This is a genomic window from Curtobacterium sp. B18 (genome assembly GCF_000333375.1).
Taxonomy (GTDB): Bacteria; Actinomycetota; Actinomycetes; order Actinomycetales; family Microbacteriaceae; genus Curtobacterium.
Genome location: NZ_BACZ01000205.1, coordinates 1 through 18,317, shown reverse-complemented (window position 1 = coordinate 18,317; position 18,317 = coordinate 1). Strand labels below are relative to the sequence as shown.

Below are 18,317 nucleotides of genomic sequence, written 5' to 3'. Positions count from 1 at the left end.
CGACGCGCTGTCGGTCAGGTTCACCGTCCAGTCCGAGCCGGAGTTGGAGAACCACTGGCCGCCGGCCTGCGAGACGAGCCCGGCGAACTGGTTGACGTCACCCTTGGCGAAGTTCGTGATGTTGCCGCCCATCGCCTTGATCTTCACGGCGTCCTGGGCGTACTCCTCCCAGGTCTTCGGGACGTCGAGCCCGGCCTTCTCGAAGAGGTCCTTGCGGTAGTACAGCGCCATCGGACCGGAGTCCTGCGGCACGGCGTAGACCGACTTCGACTCGCCGAACGTGACCTGGTTCCACAGGCCGTCCGAGAAGTCCTTCTTCGCGGCGCTGATGCCGGAGCACGCACCGATGTCCTCGAGGCCGCCCTGCACGCGGAAGGCCGGCAGCGTGTCGTACTCGACCTGCCCGATGTCCGGAGCCTGCTTGGCCTTGAGCTGGTTGAAGAAGTTCTGGTACGTGCCGCTGTTGCCGTTCGCGACGATCGAGACCTTCACCTGGATGTCCGGGTGGGCCTTGTTCCAGATGTCCACGACCTTGTCCATGTTCGGCACCCAGGTGGTGAAGTCGAGGGTGACCTTGCCGCTCGACGGCTTGCAGCTCGCGGCGGCGGTGTCGGAACCGCCACCCGAGCCGCTGCCACCGGTGCTGCAGCCCGCGAGGGCGACGGTCGCGGCGACCGCGACGGCGGCGACGCTGAGGAACTTCGTTGTCTTCATGCTGTTTCCGTTCGGGATGTGAGTGGGGTCGGTGGTGCTGGTCGGGGGCGGGCCGGGCGGCCGCCCGGGCCGGTCGGGCCGGGCGGCCGCGCGCGGGCGGGCTACTTCAGGCCGCCGGCGCCGAGGCCGGACCGCCAGAAGCGCTGCAGGGAGAGGAAGGCGACGAGGAGCGGGATGATCGAGACGAACGATCCGATGAGCACGAGGGTGCGGAGGTCGGGGTACTGGTTCACGCTCGAGTTCCACGTGTAGAGGCCGAGGGTGACGGGGAACAGCGACGAGTCGCGGAGCATCACGAGCGGCAGGAAGAAGTTGTTCCAGATCGCGACGAACTGGAACAGGAAGATCGTCACGAGCGCCGGCGACATGAGCCGGACGGCCACGGTGAAGAACGTCCGGACCTCGCCGGAGCCGTCGATGCGGGCGGCCTCGATGATCTCGTCCGGCACGCTCGACGCTGCGAACAGTCGCGACAGGTAGACGCCGAACGGGCTGACGATGCTCGGCAGGAACACCGACCAGAACGTGTCCGTCAGGTCGACCTGGCTGAAGATGAGGAACAGCGGCAGGGCCAGCGCGGTCGCCGGCACGAGGACGCCGCCGAGGAACACGTTGAAGAGCACCTCGCGTCCGCGGAACCGGTACTTCGCCAGGGCGTAGCCGCACATCGCCGACAGGACGGTCCCGATGAGCCCGGCCACCCCGGCGTAGGCGATGCTGTTGAGCATCCAGCGCACGTAGACGCCGTCCTGCCGGGTGAACAGGTCGCCGAGGTTCGTGATGAAGTCCTGCACCGACGACGCGCTGAACCACAGCGAGAACGTGGTGTTGAAGTTCGCGGTCGTCTTGGTCGACGAGACGAACAGCCAGAAGATCGGCAGCAGGAAGTAGATCGTGAAGACGCCCATGACGAGCATCGCGGCGCTCCGCGAGATGACGCTCTCGCGCGGCCCGCGTGCGCCGGGCTGCAGGGGCCTGGAGGCGCGGTTCGGCTCGAGCGGTCGGCCGGCGTTCCGCACGGCGTCGCGTCGGCTCGGTGCGTTGACGGTCACTGGTCACCCTTCCGCTGGGTCAGTCGGAGGAACCCGATCGACAGGACGAACGTCGCGACCGCGAGGACCACGGAGAACGCGGCGGCGAGGTTGAAGTTGGGCACCGACGAGGTCGAGTAGACGAGCATGTTCGGCGTGAAGGTCGACGAGATCGTCGAGGTGAACTGGCGGAACACGGTCGGCTCGGTGAGGAGCTGCAGGGTGCCGATGACCGAGAAGACCGCGGTGAGCACGATCGCCGGGACCACCATCGGGATCTTGATCGACCAGGCGATCCGGAACTGGGACGCCCCGTCGAGCTTCGCCGCCTCGTAGATCTCGGTGGGGATCGCGAGGAGCGACGAGTAGATGATGAGCATGTTGTAGCCGACGTAGACCCAGGTGACCACGTTCGCGACGGCCCAGAGGACGGTCCCGGAACCGAGGAGGTCGACCTTCGACGTGACGGCCGAGAAGGGCGAGAGGTTCGGCGCGTAGAGGTAGCCCCACATGATCGCGGCGATGACACCGGGCACGGCGTACGGCGCGAAGAACGCCAGGCGGAAGAACCGCTTCCCGCGCAGCAGCGGCGAGTCGAGCAGGAGTGCGAACACCAGGGCGAGGGCGAGCATCACCGGCACCTGGACAACGCCGAAGAGCAGGACACGCAGGACCGAGCCCCAGAACTCGCTGTTCTGGAACACGAGCACGTACTGGCTCAGTCCACCGAACACCTGCGTGGGGGCGCCGAACGTGCCCTGGCGCTCGATCTTCTGCAGCGACTGCCACACCGCGTAGAGGATCGGGACGAGGTAGAACGCGGTGAAGAGCACCGCGAACGGCGTGACGAAGACCGCGATGGCGCGGCGGTACCGGAAGCCCCCGCCGCGTGGACGTCGGGCGACCCGGGGTCGCTGGGCTGTGGTGGTCATGAACGCTTCCTGTCCGTGCGGATGATCTGGGTGCCACCGGGGGCGATGGTCGTGGTGCCGGCGACGGGGCGGTCGGCGACGAGCTCGTGGCCCGCCTCGTGGTGCTCGACGGGCTGGTCGGAGTGGTTGAGCAGGAACACCCACTCGTGCTGGTCGTCCAGGCGGCGGACGACCTCGAGGCCGGGTCGGGCGGCGGGGTCCGGTGCGACACCGGCCTCGGCGAGGACCCGGCGGAGCAGCTCGGTGCGCGCGGCGTCCTCGAGGACGGTCGACACGTACCAGGCGCTGCCCGCGCCGTGCGCGTTGCGGGTCACGGCGGGCGACCCGGCGAGCGGCCCCTCGGCGTAGGCCGTGACGGGCTCGGCACCGTGCAACGAGACCGGCTCGGACCAGGTGTGCGCCCGGGTGCCGTCGGTGAGCGCGAGGGTCTGGCCGGCGCCGAGCGGGAGGAACTCGTCCACGCGCACGCCGAGCAGGTCGCGGAACGCACCGGGGTAGCCGCCGGTCCGGACACGGTCGCGCTCGTCGACGATCCCGCTGAAGAAGGTGACGACCGCGTGCCCACCGCGGGCGACGTGGTCCGCGACGACCGCGGCGTGCTCGTCACGCACCATGTACAGCTCCGGCACGAGGACGACGGCGTAGCCGTCGAGGGACGCGCCGGGTGCCACGACGTCGACGGTCACGCCGAGGTCCCACAGCGCGGCGTGGAACGCGTGGACCTGCTCGAGGTAGCGGAGCGCGGTGCTGGGGTGCGCCTCCAGGTCGGCCGCCCACTGGTTCTCCCAGCTGAAGACGAGCGCCACGTCGGCGACGACGCGGGACCCGCGGAGCTCGCCGAGCCGCTCGACGAGGGCGCCGAGGTCCACGACGTCGCGCCAGGTGCGGGAGTCGGTGCCCGCGTGCGGCAGGAGTGCGGAGTGGAACTTCTCGCTGCCCTGCACCGACGCGCGCCACTGGAAGAAGCAGACGCCGTCGGCCCCACGGGCGATGTGCGCCACGGTGTTCCGGAGCATCTCCCCCGGCGCCTTCGCGACGTTGTACGGCTGCCAGTTCACGGCGCCCGTCGAGTGCTCCATGAGCAGCCAGGGCGCTCCGCCGGCGAGCCCGCGGGTGGTGTCCGCGGCGAACGCGAGCTCGACGTGCGGTCGGGGCAGTCGGTGGTCGAGGTAGTGGTCGTTCGCGATGACGTCCATGTCCGCGGCCCACGACCAGTAGTCGAGCGCCGTGATGTGCGCCGCGACCATGAAGTTCGTCGTGACGGGCTTGTCGCTCAGGCCGCGCAGGACCTCGGCCTCGGCGCGGTGGTGCGCGAGCAGTTCGTCGGACGAGAACCGGTCGAAGTCGAGCGTCTGGCCGGGGTTCGTGAAGGACAGCGTCGCCCGCGGCGGCAGGACCTGGTCCCACGCGGAGTAGCGCTGGCTCCAGAAGGACGTGCCCCAGGCGGCGTTCAGCTCCTCGACGGTGCCGTACCGGTTCCGGAGCCAGCCGCGGAAGGCCTCGGCGGAGACGTCGCAGTAGCAGTGCGCGTTGTGGCAGCCGAGCTCGTTCGAGACGTGCCAGAGCCGGACCGCGGGGTGGTCGCCGTAGCGCTCGGCGGTGGCGCGGACGAGGGCGAGGGCGTGCTCGCGGTAGACCGGGGAGCTCGGGCAGAACGCCTGGCGTCCGCCGGGCCAGCGGGTCGTGCCGTCGGCCACGACCGGCAGGACCTCGGGGTGGGCGGTGGTGAGCCACGGCGGGGTCGAGGCCGTCCCGGTGCCGAGGTCGACGCCGATCCCGGCGCCGTGCAGCAGGTCGATGACGCGGTCGAGGGCGGCGAAGTCGTACTCGCCCCGGCGCGGCTCGACGTGCGACCAGCCGAAGACGTTGATCGCGACGAGGTTCACGCCGGCCTCGCGCATGAGCCGGACGTCCTCGACCCAGACCTCGGGGTCCCACTGCTCGGGGTTGTAGTCGCACCCGAACGCCAGGCCGGTCGAGCCGAGCCCGAGCGCGCCGGTGGCGACGGTCGGCTGGGTGGTGGTGGTCACGTCGGGTCCTCGCTGATCGGGGCGGCGCTCCACCGTCCCGGTCGCGAACGACCCCTTCGACGGCGAAGGTCACCCATGTTCTGGGAGCGCTCCCAGTCCGCACCAGCCGATCGGGGCGGGATGGTTCTGGGAGCGCTCCCAGAGTGAACAACAGAATCGGGTCCGTGTCAACACGACAGCGTCGAACCAGGCTTCCGACGTCGAACCAGCGTCGACGCCCGGTTCGACGTCGCGATCGTGGTTCGACGCCCGACAGCCGCCGATCCGCGGGCGGTGAGCCGCTATCGTTGCCGCATGTCCGACGTCCGGTCCGCCCGCTCCCGCGCCACGATCCAGGACGTCGCGGACGAGGCCGGACTCTCCCGCGGCACCGTCTCCCGCGTCCTCAACGACGAACCGTACGTGTCGCCGAAGGCCCGCGAAGCCGTCCAGGACGCCGTCCGCCGGGTCGGCTACGTCCGCAGTGCCGCGGCCCGCAGCCTCGTCACCCGACGATCGGGCGCCGTGGCGCTCATCGTGCACGAACCGAGCGTCCAGGTGCTCGACGACCCGAACATCGGCAACATCCTCATCGGCACGAACGCCGTCCTGTCCGAGGCCGACCAGCAGCTCGTGACGATCATGGTCGACTCCGCCCGCGACAACGAGCGCGTCGTCGAGTACCTGCGCGGCGGCTTCGTCGACGGTGCGATCGTGCTCTCCGCCCGCGACGGCGACCCGGTGACGCGCGCCATCGAGCAGATCGGACTGCCGGCGTGCTTCGTCGGGCACCCGTCCGACGCGCCGAACACCTCGTGGATCGGCATCGACAACCGCTCCGCGGCCGAGGCGATCACCCGGCGACTCGTCGACACCGGCCGGCGACGCATCGGCATGCTCGCGTCGGGGCTCGACCGCGACTCCGGCCAGGACCGCCTCGCCGGGTTCACCGCCGCGCTCGGCGACCGCTTCGACCCCGGACTGGTCGCGCGGAACCCGCTCTTCAGCTACACCGCCGGCGTCGAGGGCATGCGTGAGCTCCTCGAGCGGGCACCGGACGTCGACGGGGTGTTCGCCGCGTCCGACGCCGTCGCCGCCGGGGCGATGGACGTCCTGCATCGGGCCGGCCGGTCCGTGCCGGGCGACGTCGGCGTGGTGGGCTTCGACGACAGCGCGTGGGCGCTCCGCTGCGACCCGCCGCTCTCGACCGTGCGGCAGCCGGCCCGCACCCTCGGCGAGCACGCGGCCCAGCAGGTGCTCGAGCAGATCGCCGGGACGGACGACACCCCGCGCGGGTTCGTCCTGCCGACCGAGGTGGTCTGGCGCGGCAGCGCGTAGACGACCGTCAGCGCCAGGTCCGCGCGACCACCCAGCCGTCGCCGTCGGGGGCGATGTCGACCACCACGGCCTCGTCACCCGAGCTCGCCTGGAACCGCCACCCGACCGTGCGCTCCGGCGCGTGCGCCATCGCCGACGGCAGGTACTCCGCCGTCGCCGTCAGGCGCGTCGGGGTGTCGGACACCCGCCAGCGGCGCTCCCGCCACACCATCCGGTCCGGCACGCCCTGCTCCCACCACACCGTGGCGACCTCGTGCGTGAGCATCATCCTCGACCTCCTGGTTCGAACGTGTGTTCGAATGGTAGGCGATCTCGGCGACGTCCGCGCACCGTCCTCAGCGGAGCGCGGGATCCGGCGAACGGCCGGGCGTGGCGCGCAGGACGAGCTCGAGCGCGACCTGCCGGGGCCACAGGGCGTGGCGGGGCAGCACGTCCGGACCGCACGCTCGGGACCCCAGGCCGTGCTGCGCCGCGTCGAGGTACAGGTGCAGCCGGTCGGACGCGGGGAGCTCGTGCGGGTGCTCGGCGGCGTCCCACTGCTGGGCGCTGTGCCGTGCGAGCTGGAACCCCGGCAGGTCCGCCCCGGCGCGCTCGTGGCCGACGACGACGAGCGGCCCGACCGCGAGTTCGCGCAGCCCGGGACGGTGGCCGGTCTCCTGCGGCCGGGCGTACCGCACCACGAGGTCGTCGACGGATCGCTCGAAGCGGCCGACCACGGCACCGTTCCGCGCGTCCGGGTAGGACTCGTGCGGCCCGGTCCCCCACCACGACACCCGGTCGGCGAGGTCGGCGTCGAGCTCGAGGTGCAGACCGATCCGCGGCCAGGTGCAGTCCCACGCTCCAGTCGGGGTGACGCTCCACCGCAGGCGGAGGTCGTCCCCGTCGCCCGTCCACCGGAACTCGGAGTCGATGCCGGAGCCGCTGCCCGCCGGCATCGACCGGACGCGTTGCACGAGGGTGTCGCCGTCGTGCTCGAGCGCCGTGACACGGTGGGTGAGCCGGTCGAGTCCCCGTTCCCGCCAACGGTCGGCCGACGGCGGGACGGATTCGTCGCCCCGCCCCGCGCTGAGCTCCGGCCACGTCGTCTCGTACGACCCCTGCCCCGCGGCCCGGTCGTTCTCCGTCGGGGCGCGCCACAGTTCCGGCTCGATCGCCCGGATCGGGATCCCCGACCACGCGCGGAGCGTCCCGTCGTCGTCGAAGACGGCACCGACGGGCCGGGCGGATCCGCCGGACGGGCCGGCCACGGGCGGCAGGGCCGCGACGGCGAGCTGTTGCCGTGCCAGCACGTGCCCGCGACCGGCCCACACCGTGTCGTGCCGGAGGACCGCGCGGAAGGTGAGGTGCGCCTCGCGGCCGCGCCGGGGGGCGATCGCGTCGCTCGGCAGGGCCACGGTGGCCTCGTGGCCGGGCAGGACCGTCGGTACGTCCAGCGTGCCGCCGTCGACCACCCGTCCGTCGACCGCGAGCTCCCAGTGCACGGCGAGGTCCGCCGTGTCGGCGTGACGGCGGACGTTGCGGACGGTGAGCGACGAGCCCTCGCGGGTGAACCGCACCGGCGCCCAGAGCGCCGCGAGGTCCGCGAGCGCCGGGGTCGCCGTCCCGTCGGACAGCACGAGCCCGTCCATCACGAAGACACCGTCGTGCACGGGTTCGCCGAAGTCGCCGCCGTGACCGAAGTACTCGACGCCGTCCGGGGTCCGCGTCCGGATCCCGTGGTCCCGCCACTCCCAGACGAAGCCGCCGTGCAGCCGCGGCCAGCGGTCGAAGCGGTCCTGGTAGTCGGCGAGCGCCCCCGGTCCGTTGCCCATCGCGTGCCCGTACTCGCACAGCACGAAGGGCTTGGCGCGCTGCCGCGCTCCGGCAGCGGGCCCGACCTCGTGCACGGGCATCGTGACGGTCCCGCACACCGAGTCGATCTCCTCGAGCGTCGGGTACATCCGTGAGTACACGTCCGTGTACGCGCCCTCGGTGTCGCCCTCGTAGTGGATCGGTCGCGACGGGTCCCGGCGGCGGATCCACTCCGCCATCGCGGCGAGGTTGGCGCCCGTGCCGGACTCGTTGCCGAGCGACCACATGACGACGCACGGGTGGTTCTTGTCCCGTTCCACCGTCCGCCGGACGCGGTCGAGGTAGGCGTCCCGCCACGCGGGGTCCGCCGAGGGGTTGCCGACCCAGTCGACCTCCCAGAAGCCGTGTGTCTCGAGGTCGCACTCGAGCACCACCCAGAAGCCGTACTCGTCGGCGAGCTCGAGGAAGCGCGGGTGCGGCGGCTGGTGCGCGGTGCGGATGGCCTGCACGCCGTGCTGCTTCATGAGCGACAGGTCGGCGCGGACCACCGCCTCGTCGAAGACGCGACCGAGGTCCGGGTGCGTCTCGTGCCGGTTCACCCCGTGGAACACCAGGGGCACGCCGTTCGCGAGCAGTCGGTCGCCGACGACCTCGACCCGACGGAACCCGACGCGCAGGCGGACCGTCTCGGTCCGCGTGGCCACGACCAGGTCGTAGAGCCGGGGTGTCTCCGCCGACCAGGGGTCGACCGGACCGACGTCCAGCCGGGCCGGCGTGGCGGGGTCGACCCGCGCCTCCAGGCCGACCTCGGCGAGGCGGACGGTGACCTCCGGGGCGGTGGTGGCCGTCTCGACGACGAGCGTGCCGCGACCCGTCGACGGGTCGCGGTCGGCGACCACGAAGACGTCGTCGAGGCCGTGGAGCGGCCGGTGCTCGAGGGTGACCGACCGGAAGACCCCTGGGAGCCACCACTGGTCCTGGTCCTCGAGGTAGCTGCCCTGCGACCACTGCACCACGCGCAGCGCGACGGTGTTCGTGCCGGGGCGGAGGTGGTCGGTGACGTCGTACTCGACGGCCAGCCGACTGCCCGTCGACCAGCCGACGGCGGCTCCGTTCACCCACACCCGTGCGAGCGACTCGGCGCCGTCCAGCCGCAGGACGGTCCGCCCGTCGACGGGCCACCACTCCGGCAGCTCGAAAGTCCGGAGGTGGTCGCCGGTGGGGTTCGCGTCCGGCACGTGCGGCGGGTCGACCGGGAACGGGTACCGGATGTTCGTGTACCAGGGCGATCCGTGCCCGTGCAGGGCCCAGTGCGAGGGGACCGGCAGGTCGGTCCAGTCGGACGCCGCGTGCGCGTCGGCGTGTGCGTCCCCGCGCGCGAACGGCGGGACGCCGTCGACCTCGTCGCGCGGCACCCGGTCGTGCAGCCGGAACCGCCAGGTCCCGTCGAGCGAGAGCGTCCGGGCGTCCGACCGCACCCGCGCGCGCGGCGCCAGGCGTGTCCGGGACCCGGGGTCGGTGGTCCCGAGGGGTCCGACCGCGCCCGGTGCCGTCACTTGATCGCGCCCTTGGCGATGTCGCCGATGAACTGGCGGGCGCCGATGAGGAAGACGACCAGGAGCGGGAGCACGGACAGCAGCGCACCGGCCATCACCATGCTGTAGTTGTTGGCGAAGGTCGTGTTGAGCTGGGCCATCGCGACCTGCAGGGTCAGGTGGTTCGGGTCGTTCAGCACGATGAGCGGCCAGAGGTAGTCGTTCCACGAGCCGATGAACGTGAAGATCCCGAGGAACCCGAGACCCGGACGGATGAGCGGGATGCAGACCGTCCACCACTGCCGGAAGAACCCGGCGCCGTCGATCACGGCGGCGTCCATGAGTTCGTCCGGGATGCTCGACAGGATGTACTGCCGGAGCCAGAAGATGCCGAAGGCGTTCGCGGCGGCCGGCACGATCAGGGCCTGCAGGTGACCGACCCAGCCGAGGTTCGTCATGGTGATGAACTGCGGGATGATCGACAGCTGCATCGGGAGCATGAAGGTCACGAGCACGACCGTGAAGAGGGTCTTCCGGAGCGGGAAGTCGAACTTCGCGAAGGTGAACGCGGCGAGCGAGTCGAAGAAGAGCACCAGGACGGTGACGCTCACCGACACGATGACGGTGTTGAGCAGGGCACCGCCGAAGTCGATCTTGTCGAAGACCTCGCCGATGTTCTGGAACAACCAGGGTCCCGGCACGAACACCGGCGGCGACTTGTAGATGTCGCTGGTGGTGTTGCTCGCCATGACGAACAGCCAGTAGAGCGGGAAGATCGAGATGACCGCGCCGATCGTGAGCAGCGTGTAGAGCACGATGCGCGGAGCACCGGGACCCTTGCGGCGGCGACGGGTGACGGTCGCGTTCCGGGTCGGGGCGGCCGTGGTCGGACGGGTCAGGACGCTCACGCGCGTGCCTCCTCTTTCCGGCCGGCGGTGAAGCGCCAGCTGATGATCGTGAACACGACGACGATGAGGAACACGCCCCAGGCGATCGCCGCCCCGTACCCGAAGCGGTTGAACCCGAAGGCCTGCTGGTAGAAGTACAGGACCATCGTCAGGCCGCCCTGACCGGCACCGCCGCTGTTCGTCGAACCGGCGGTGGTGGTGAGGACCTGGGCCTCGGTGAAGCTCTGCAGGCCGGTGATCGTGCTGACGACGAGCACGAAGATGACCGTGGGGCGCAGCAGCGGCAGCGTGATCGAGAAGAAGCTGCGGAAGGCGCCGGCGCCGTCGATCTTCGCGGCCTCGTAGACCTCGCCGCCGATGGACTGCATGCCGGCGAGGAAGATGATCGCGTTGTAGCCGGTCCACTGGTACGTGATGAGCAGGGAGACCGTGACCTGGATGCCGAACGGGGTGCTCAGCCACGGCACCGCCGGCAGACCGATCGCGTGCAGGAGCGTGTTCGCGAGACCGAAGTTCTGGCCGAAGATCGACCCGAACAGCACCGCCATCGCCACCACCGAGGTGATGTTCGGGATGAAGTAGGCGATCCGGAAGGCCGTGCTGTACCGGACGGCGCTGTTCAGCATCGCCGCGATGACGATCGCGATGACGAGCATCGGGAACGTCGACAGCGCGAAGATGACGAACGTGTTCCGGATCGACAGGTAGAAGGTCGGGTCGGTGAAGAGCTTCTGGAAGTTCTCGAGACCGACCCACGTCGGGTCGCCGAGCCCGTTCCAGTCCTGGAACGAGAGGACGAGCGAGTACATCGTCGGGTAGAGCCCGAAGACGAGGAACAGGATGAAGAACGGGGCGACCGCGAGGTACATCGGCCAGGTGCGGCGGATGCCCCGCCGGCGGGGCCGGGTCGCTCGACCCGGCCCCGCCAGCGACGGTGCGACTGAGGCGGTCACTTCGCCGATTCCAACGCCGACTTCGCGGCCTGCACGGCGTCGGACCAGGCCTTGTCGGGGTCCTTGCCGGTCTGGACGTTCGTCAGTTCCGTCAGGTACGGGGCGGACACCTGCGCGTCGTAGGGGCTGGTGTACCTCGTCGGCATCGACTCGATGGACTTCTGGAAGACCGAGACGGTGTCCTGTCCACCGAAGAACGCGTCGCCCTTGGTGAGCGCCGACTCGTCGAGCGCCTTCGACGACGAGGGGAAGTTGCCGACCTGACTGTACGTCGTGGCCTGCGCCGACGGTGCGACCAGGGCCTCGATCACCTTGAGGGCGGCCTTCTTGTCGGACGTCGCCGCGGGGATCGTGAGGAACGACCCACCGACGTTGCCGGGGCCGCCGGGGGTCGCGGTGACACGCCACTTGCCGGACGTGTCCGGTGCGGCGCTCTTGATGTCGCCGGCGTGCCACGCAGCGCCGATGACGGTGGGGAGCTTGCCCTGGTTGACGGCCGATGCCCAGTCGGGGCTGCCGTCCTCGATGTTCGCGACGATGCCGGCCCGCTCCGCCGTCACCGCGCGCTCCCATGCCTGCTTGACCGTGCTGTCGTCGCCCAGGAACTTGCCGGACTTGCTCACGAAGCCACTGTCGGCCTGGGCCATCGACCAGCTGAAGACGTCACCGGCGGAGACCTCGAGGGACGCACCCGTCTTGGCCTTCAGCTCCTTGCCGAACGCGAAGTACTTGTCCCAGGTGCTCGTGGCGTCCGCGACCGCGGCGGGCTCGCTCGGCAGGCCGGCCTCGGCCAGCACGTCCTCGCGGTAGAACAGGGCGGACGGACCGATGTCCGTCGGGATGCCGATGAGCTTGCCGTCCGACGTCGTGGCCTCGGCGAGCTTCCACTTCGGGAACTGGGCGAGGTAGGACGCGGGCACCAGCGACTTCAGGTCCGTGAAGAGGCTGGACTGCTGCAGGAAGTACGGCATGTCCTCGCCCTTGACGCCCGTGATCGAGGGGACGTTCGTCTTGCCGGTGAAGGTCGTCACCAGCTTCTGCTTGAAGTCGCCACCGATGACGTTGACCTGCAGCTTGTCCGAGGCGAACTCCTTCTTCGCGCTCGAGACGACCGAGTCGCCGAGGGCGCCGGGCCACAGCCAGGCGGTGAGCTTGCCGTCGGACGCGGACGATCCGGCGGAGCAGCCGGTGAGGACGAGTGCCGCGGCGACCGCGGTGGCGAGGACCGCGGCGGTGCGGCGACGCTTCGTGGGGGTGCGCATGGGTTCTCCTGGGTTCGGGTGGCGATCGGGGAAGTGGTGCGGTGGGACGTCAGGGTCTGGGATCCGGCGGACCGGCGGTGGCGGCCTGGAGGAACGTGGGGAGGAAGTCGTACCGGTGCGGTTGGGCCGCGGTCGGGTTGGCGGCGAGCCACGGCAGGAGTTCGTCCCGCCGCGGAGCGGTGGACGCCCCGCCGGGTCGGGAGACCGTGATCGCGGCGACGAGCGCCGCGAGGTCGACGCGTTCCCGGAGCGGTCGGTCCTCGAGGGAGGCGACGGCGAGCGCGGCACAGAACACGTCGCCGGCGCCGGTCGCGTCGACCGCCCGGACGCGCACGCCGGGGACGACGACCTCGTCGCCTGAGGCCGAGTCGACGGCGACCACGCCGTCCGCGCCGCACGTGACGACGCTGAGCGGGACGCGCTCGGCGAGGAGCCGCGCAGCGCGGACAGGGTCGTCGGTCCGTGTGTACGCCATGGCCTCGCGGTCGTTCGGGGTGAACGCGTGGGCACCGTCGATCGCGTCGAGCACCGCGGGGTCCCAGGCGCCGGACGCGTCCCACCCGACGTCGGCGAACACCCGCTGCCCCCGGTCGGCGCTCGTGCGCACCCACTCCGCGGTGGACTCGTCGACGTGCAGCGCCGCGACACGACCGCCGGTCGCCGGGAGGATGTCCGGGAGGGCGACGGGCGACTCGGTTCCGCCCGTCACGATCGCCCGGTCCCCGTCGTAGCCGAGGCACGCGCTCACCGGGATCGACCACCCCGGGATGCGGGCGAGCAGGGCGGTGCCGATGCCTTCGCGGGCGAGCGCGGCACGGCAGAGGCCGCTGAGCTCGTCGTCGCCGACAGCGGCTGCGACGTCGGTGGACGCGCCGAGACGGGCCGCGGCGATGGCGAAGTTGGCGATGCCGCCGGGCGTCCACGCGAAGTGGGGCGTCCAGTGCTCCTGGCCGAGCACCGGACCGTGCGGCAGGTCGGCGAACACGGCGTCGAAGAACAGCATCCCGGCGACGAGCACGTCAGCATCGGTGCTCGGTGTCGGTCGGTCGTCCATCGCTGCCTCCATCGGTCGGCGTGTGAGGAAGTTGTAACACAGATCGATCGACATCGCGCATCTTTTTGTTTGAAAAGGTTTGCATGTTGATCGAATTTGATCGCTATGCTGATCGGTATGAAGGACATCCGTGATCTCGCCATCCTCGATCGCCTCCGTGCTGACCGCGCGGCCTCGGTGACCGACCTCGCCGAGGCCACCGGATCGAGCGTCGCGACGATCCGCCGCGACCTGCAGCGCCTCGACGACGCCGGTCTGCTGCGCCGCACCCGTGGCGGTGCGGTGCTCGCCGACGGACACGAGGGCGATGCCCCCTTCCCCGAGGTGGAGACGGTGCACCGCGACGAGAAGCTCCGCATCGCGACCGCGGCGGCCGACCTCGTCGAGGACGGCCACACCGTCGTGCTCGACATCGGCACCACGGTGCTGCAGCTCGCGACCCTGCTGCGCGGGCGTCCGGTGACCGTCATCACGGCGAACATGGCCGTGTTCGAGGTCCTCAAGGACGACCCCGAGGTCCACCTCGTCCTCCTGCCCGGCGACTACGACGCGGTGTACCACTGCGTCTCGGGCCACCTGACCACCGACTCGCTCCGGCTCATCCGCGCCGACCACGCCTTCCTCGGCGTCAGCGGGATCTCGGCGAGCGGCGACCTCCGCGACACCACGATCGCGCAGGTCCCCATCAAGCAGGCGATCGCCACCGCGTGCGACGAGGTCACCGTCCTCGCCGACAGCAGCAAGTTCCCCGGCACCGGGGCTGCGCGGATCGACCTGCCGTCATCGATCGTGCGGGTCGTCACCGACGCCGAACCGCCGGTCCCGGTCGCCGCGGCGTTCGCAGCCCACGGCGTGGAGGTCCTCGTCGCATGAAGCTCGTCATGATCGGCGGTGGCGGCTTCCGCACACCGCTCGTGTACTCCGCACTGCTCCGCGACCACGCCGACGGGCGGGTCACCCAGGTCGCGCTCGTCGACGTCGACGTCGACCGGCTGCGCACGATGGCGCGGATCCTCGCCGACCAGGCCGAGGGCGTCGCGGACGCGCCGGCGATCAGCGTGCACACCGACGTCGAGGAAGCCCTGCCCGGGGCCGACTTCGTGTTCTCCGCGATCCGGGTCGCCGGGATGGAGGGCCGCGCGACCGACGAGCGCATCGGGCAGTCGCACGGCGTCATCGGGCAGGAGACCGTCGGGTTCGGCGGCATCTCCTACGCCCTCCGCACGCTGCCCACCGTGATGGCGTTGGCGCACACGATCAAGCGACTCGCGCCCGACGCGTGGGTGATCAACTTCACGAATCCGGCCGGTGTCGTGACCGAGGCCATGTCGACGGTGCTCGGCGAGCGGGTCATCGGTATCTGCGACTCCCCCATCGGGCTCGCACGTCGGGCACTCGGCACCCTCGGCATCCAGCACGGCCCGGACGTCGAACTCGAGTACGCCGGCCTGAACCACCTCGGATGGCTCACCGCGGTCCGCGTGGACGGGGTGGACCGGCTCCCGGAGGTCCTCGCCGACGCGGACCGGATCGAGTCCTTCGAGGAGGGCAAGCTGTTCGGGGCGGAGTGGATCCAGGCCCTCGGTGCCCTGCCGAACGAGTACCTGCACTACTACGCCTACCGACGCGACGTCCTGCAGGCCGACCAGTACGCGCCGCACACCCGGGCGCGCTACCTCGTCGAGCAGCAGGACCGGTTCTGGGTGGACGCCGCCTCGAGCAGCCGTCCGTTCCACACCTGGCAGGAGTGCCGGCACGAGCGTGAGTCGACGTACATGGCGACGAACCGCGACTCGGTCGGCATGGGCGAGCGGGACGTCGAGGACATGACCTCGGGCGGCTACGAGGACGTCGCGCTGTCCCTGATGCGGGGCATCGCGTACGACCAGCGCGCGCGGCTCATCCTGAACGTCCGGAACGCCGGTGCCCTCGCCGGGGTGGACGACGACGCCGTGGTGGAGATCCCGTGCATCGTCGACGCGACCGGTGCACACCCGATCCCCGGCGCCCGGGTGCCCGACTTCGGGCTCGGGACGGTCACCGCGGTCAAGTACGTCGAACGACAGACGATCCAGGCGGCACTGCACGCCGACCGGGCCGCGGCGCTCCGCGCCCTCGCGCACCACCCGCTCGTCGACTCCGTCCGCGTCGCCCGTGCGCTGCTCGACGACGCACGGTCCTCGTTCCCGCACCTCGCCTACCTGTCCTGACCCGCGCCTCCCGGCCGACGGCGCACAGCGCTGCCGCCGCCGGCCGGCCCGTCCCGAAAGCACAGCCATGCACCAGAACCAGAAGCTCGTCGAGGCGCGCATCGAGCGCGTCCTGAACGAGCGCATCGTCCCCGCCGTGTACCAGGCACGCACCCCCGTCACCCTCGCCGCCTGGCAGGTGCCGGACGAGCCCGTGCCCGCCGCCGAGGCGCTGGCGGCCGAGTACCGTCCCTTCACGGTCGGCGACCAGTGGGGTCGGGCCTGGTCGACCTGGTGGTTCGAGGTCACCGGCACCGTCCCCGCCGAGTGGGCCGGCCGGACCGTCGAGCTCCTCGTCGACCCGGGGTTCCAGGGCGACTGGCCCGGCAACCAGGCCGAGGGGCTCCTGCACACCCCGGACGGTACACCGGTCAAGGGCATCCACCCGCGCAACCACTACCTGCGCATCGCCGACCAGGCCGACGGCGGCGAGCAGGTCCACCTGTTCCTCGAGGCGGCCGCGAACCCGGACATCCTCGTCAACGAGTTCGTCCCGACGGCGTACGGCTCGAAGCGGACCGCGCCCGAGACCCCGATCTACACGTTCCGGACCGCCGAGCTCGCGGTGTTCGAACCCGAGGTCTGGGCCCTGCGCTTCGACGTCGAAGTGCTGTTCCAGATGGTCAAGGAGCTGCCGGAGACCGACCCGCGTCGACACGAGGTGCTCCGCGACCTCGAACGCGCGATGGACGTCCTGGCGCTCGACGACATCGTCGGCACCGCCGCCGCGGCCCGCGCCGAGCTCGCCGGGGCCCTCGCCAGCCCGGCGAACCCGTCCGCGCACCGGCTGAGCGGCATCGGCCACGCGCACATCGACAGTGCCTGGCTCTGGCCGATCCGCGAGACGAAGCGCAAGACCGGTCGGACGTTCTCGAACGTGCTCGCCCTGGCCGAGCAGTACCCCGACCTCCGGTTCGCCGCGTCGAGCGCGCAGCAGTACGCGTGGGTCAAGGAGCGCTACCCGGCGGTGTTCGAGGGCATCAAGGCCGCGATCGCCCGCGGACAGTGGATCGTCGTCGGCTCGCAGTGGATCGAGCCGGACGGCAACCTACCCGGCGGCGAGGCCATGGTCCGGCAGATCACGCAGGGCCTCCGGTTCTTCGCCGACGAGCTCGGCGCCGACACCCACGGCATCTGGCTGCCGGACTCGTTCGGCTACACCGCAGCGTTCCCGCAGATAGCGAAGCTCGCCGGCCTCGACTGGTTCCTCACGCAGAAGCTGTCCTGGAACCAGACGAACACGTTCCCGCACCACACGTTCTGGTGGGAGGGCATCGACGGCTCCCGGATCTTCACGCACTTCCCGCCGATCGACACCTACAACTCGACGCTCGAGGGCGAGGAACTGCACCACGCCGTCCGGCAGTTCCGCGAGAAGGGCGCCGCGACGACGTCGCTCGTGCCGTTCGGCTACGGCGACGGCGGCGGCGGTCCGATCCGCGAGATGATGGAGCGGCAGCGCCGGGTCGAGTCGCTCGAGGGCTCGCCCCGCGTCGAGATCGAGCACCCGGACGACTTCTTCGCCCGGGCGCGCGACGATTACCAGGACGCCCCCGTCTGGGTCGGCGAGCTGTACCTCGAGCTGCACCGCGGCACGTTCACGTCGCACGCCCGCGAGAAGCGCGGCAACCGCAGGGCCGAGCACCTGCTCCGCGAGGCCGAGCTGTGGTGGACGGCAGCGGCGCTGCAGGGCGCCGAGTACCCGTACGCGTGCCTCGACGAGCTCTGGCAGGCGACGCTGCTGCAGCAGTTCCACGACATCCTGCCCGGCTCCTCCATCCGCTGGGTGCACGAGGAGAACGAGGAGAGCTACCGGCGGAACCACGCCGAGATCGAACAGCTCATCGCCCGCGCGCTCACGCACCTCGGTGCGACCGGTGTGGTCGCGAACGCCGCTGACCACGACCGACACGAGCTCGTCGTCGACGACGACGGCACGCCGATCGGCGTCGTCGAGGCACGGGCGCACGCGCTCTCCCCGCTCACCGTAGAGGAGGAACAGCAGAACCCAGCGCGTGCGACGTGGCTTGCGGAACCCGCCGGTGAAGAAGGTGACGAGCATCTGCATGATGATCGTCGCCGGGAGGAGTTGCATCGACCAGTGGTGCAGTTGGCGCAGCAGCATGCCGCCGTGCACGTCGAAGGCCAGTCGCAGCTCCGACGCGTATGCGGCGGAGACAAGGTGACCGTCGAGGGGTGCGTACGACCCGTGGTAGACGACTTGTTCGATGGACGCATCGAACAGGAACCCCATGACGAATCCTGTGCCGAGATAAACCAGTGCGATCGCTGCGGTGGCGACGCCGAACAACCCGGTCCAATGCAGCGGTACCGGGCGGTGCCGCATCCAGGTGAGGGCCGCGGCGGTCAGCCGTCCTGGCGTGGTGTCCGCGACCAGGTCCGCTAGGGAACGGCGGGATGGTCGGGTTCTACGATCAACGGGCATCGGTCGCTCCCGTGACGGTGTCGGGGACACCACCGGTCACGAACGCTCGGCGAGGCTCGGTGATGGAGCCGAGGNAGGCGATGTCGCGGCCTGCG

Annotated in this window: 14 protein-coding genes; 4 read left to right on the top strand and 10 right to left on the bottom strand. The window is 70.8% G+C overall.

What is annotated here, in order from left to right; genetic code table 11:
* From I5E_RS05465 to I5E_RS05450, 4 genes are all read right to left on the bottom strand, one after another.
* On the bottom strand, positions 1 to 714 hold a 714-nt coding region (locus I5E_RS05465; protein WP_022906104.1), incomplete at its 3' end, for an ABC transporter substrate-binding protein.
* Between the two features lie 101 nt (positions 715 to 815).
* Positions 816 to 1,766 (bottom strand): carbohydrate ABC transporter permease, encoded by a 951-nt coding sequence (locus I5E_RS05460; protein ID WP_022906103.1) that lies wholly within the window; start codon positions 1,764 to 1,766, stop codon positions 816 to 818.
* Positions 1,763 to 2,677, bottom strand: coding sequence for a carbohydrate ABC transporter permease (locus I5E_RS05455; protein ID WP_022906102.1), 915 nt, complete (start codon positions 2,675 to 2,677; stop codon positions 1,763 to 1,765). Before I5E_RS05455 ends, I5E_RS05460 begins: the two co-directional genes overlap by 4 nt.
* The gene (locus I5E_RS05450) at positions 2,674 to 4,707 is read right to left on the bottom strand and encodes a beta-galactosidase (protein ID WP_022906101.1); all 2,034 of its coding nucleotides are present in this window, start codon (positions 4,705 to 4,707) and stop codon (positions 2,674 to 2,676) included. The genes I5E_RS05455 and I5E_RS05450 overlap by 4 nt, the downstream gene beginning before the upstream one ends.
* A 294-nt stretch (positions 4,708 to 5,001) precedes the next feature.
* On the opposite strand from I5E_RS05450, the gene I5E_RS05445 reads away from it, so the two are divergent.
* Entirely contained in the window at positions 5,002 to 6,024 is a 1,023-nt protein-coding gene (locus I5E_RS05445; protein ID WP_022906100.1) for a LacI family DNA-binding transcriptional regulator, read from the top strand.
* A gap of 7 nt (positions 6,025 to 6,031) precedes the next feature.
* On the opposite strand, the gene I5E_RS05440 is transcribed toward I5E_RS05445, so the two are convergent.
* From I5E_RS05440 to I5E_RS05415, 6 genes are all read right to left on the bottom strand, one after another.
* Positions 6,032 to 6,292 carry a hypothetical protein gene (locus I5E_RS05440; RefSeq protein WP_022906099.1) on the bottom strand — a complete coding sequence of 87 codons (261 nt, stop codon included), beginning with the start codon at positions 6,290 to 6,292 and terminating at the stop codon, positions 6,032 to 6,034.
* 67 nt (positions 6,293 to 6,359) lie between these two features.
* Positions 6,360 to 9,371 (bottom strand): glycoside hydrolase family 2 TIM barrel-domain containing protein, encoded by a 3,012-nt coding sequence (locus tag I5E_RS05435; RefSeq protein ID WP_022906098.1) that lies wholly within the window; start codon positions 9,369 to 9,371, stop codon positions 6,360 to 6,362.
* Positions 9,368 to 10,258: a carbohydrate ABC transporter permease gene (locus tag I5E_RS05430; RefSeq protein WP_022906097.1), complete on the bottom strand. Its 891-nt coding sequence runs from the start codon at positions 10,256 to 10,258 to the stop codon at positions 9,368 to 9,370. The genes I5E_RS05435 and I5E_RS05430 overlap by 4 nt, the downstream gene beginning before the upstream one ends.
* Positions 10,255 to 11,211: a carbohydrate ABC transporter permease gene (locus I5E_RS05425; RefSeq protein WP_022906096.1), complete on the bottom strand. Its 957-nt coding sequence runs from the start codon at positions 11,209 to 11,211 to the stop codon at positions 10,255 to 10,257. Before I5E_RS05425 ends, I5E_RS05430 begins: the two co-directional genes overlap by 4 nt.
* Complete coding sequence (locus tag I5E_RS05420; RefSeq protein WP_022906095.1) at positions 11,208 to 12,473, bottom strand: ABC transporter substrate-binding protein; 1,266 nt, start codon at positions 12,471 to 12,473, stop codon at positions 11,208 to 11,210. The genes I5E_RS05425 and I5E_RS05420 overlap by 4 nt, the downstream gene beginning before the upstream one ends.
* 49 nt (positions 12,474 to 12,522) lie before the next feature.
* Positions 12,523 to 13,581, bottom strand: a complete 1,059-nt coding sequence (locus I5E_RS05415) for a carbohydrate kinase family protein (RefSeq protein WP_261974861.1) — start codon at positions 13,579 to 13,581, stop codon at positions 12,523 to 12,525.
* Positions 13,582 to 13,644: 63 nt separating this feature from the next.
* Here I5E_RS05415 and I5E_RS05410 point away from each other — a divergent pair, with 63 nt between their 5' ends.
* The 3 genes from I5E_RS05410 to I5E_RS05400 all read left to right on the top strand — a co-directional run bounded on the left by I5E_RS05410 (position 13,645) and on the right by I5E_RS05400 (position 18,183).
* The gene (locus tag I5E_RS05410) at positions 13,645 to 14,400 is read left to right on the top strand and encodes a DeoR/GlpR family DNA-binding transcription regulator (protein WP_031261630.1); all 756 of its coding nucleotides are present in this window, start codon (positions 13,645 to 13,647) and stop codon (positions 14,398 to 14,400) included.
* Positions 14,397 to 15,737, top strand: a complete 1,341-nt coding sequence (locus tag I5E_RS05405) for a family 4 glycosyl hydrolase (RefSeq protein WP_022906092.1) — start codon at positions 14,397 to 14,399, stop codon at positions 15,735 to 15,737. The genes I5E_RS05410 and I5E_RS05405 overlap by 4 nt, the downstream gene beginning before the upstream one ends.
* A gap of 67 nt (positions 15,738 to 15,804) precedes the next feature.
* Positions 15,805 to 18,183, top strand: a complete 2,379-nt coding sequence (locus I5E_RS05400) for an alpha-mannosidase (RefSeq protein ID WP_022906091.1) — start codon at positions 15,805 to 15,807, stop codon at positions 18,181 to 18,183.
* Positions 18,184 to 18,317 lie beyond the last annotated feature (134 nt).

What these genes read in the sequence shown, in the direction of transcription:
- I5E_RS05455 (WP_022906102.1), bottom strand. Translation starts at nt 2,677, where the DNA reads ATGACCACCACAGCCCAGCGACCCCGGGTCGCCCGACGTCCACGCGGC.
- I5E_RS05445 (WP_022906100.1), top strand. Translation starts at nt 5,002, where the DNA reads ATGTCCGACGTCCGGTCCGCCCGCTCCCGCGCCACGATCCAGGACGTC.
- I5E_RS05440 (WP_022906099.1), bottom strand. Translation starts at nt 6,292, where the DNA reads ATGATGCTCACGCACGAGGTCGCCACGGTGTGGTGGGAGCAGGGCGTG.
- I5E_RS05420 (WP_022906095.1), bottom strand. Translation starts at nt 12,473, where the DNA reads ATGCGCACCCCCACGAAGCGTCGCCGCACCGCCGCGGTCCTCGCCACC.
- I5E_RS05415 (WP_261974861.1), bottom strand. Translation starts at nt 13,581, where the DNA reads ATGTCGATCGATCTGTGTTACAACTTCCTCACACGCCGACCGATGGAG.
- I5E_RS05410 (WP_031261630.1), top strand. Translation starts at nt 13,645, where the DNA reads ATGAAGGACATCCGTGATCTCGCCATCCTCGATCGCCTCCGTGCTGAC.
- I5E_RS05405 (WP_022906092.1), top strand. Translation starts at nt 14,397, where the DNA reads ATGAAGCTCGTCATGATCGGCGGTGGCGGCTTCCGCACACCGCTCGTG.
- I5E_RS05400 (WP_022906091.1), top strand. Translation starts at nt 15,805, where the DNA reads ATGCACCAGAACCAGAAGCTCGTCGAGGCGCGCATCGAGCGCGTCCTG.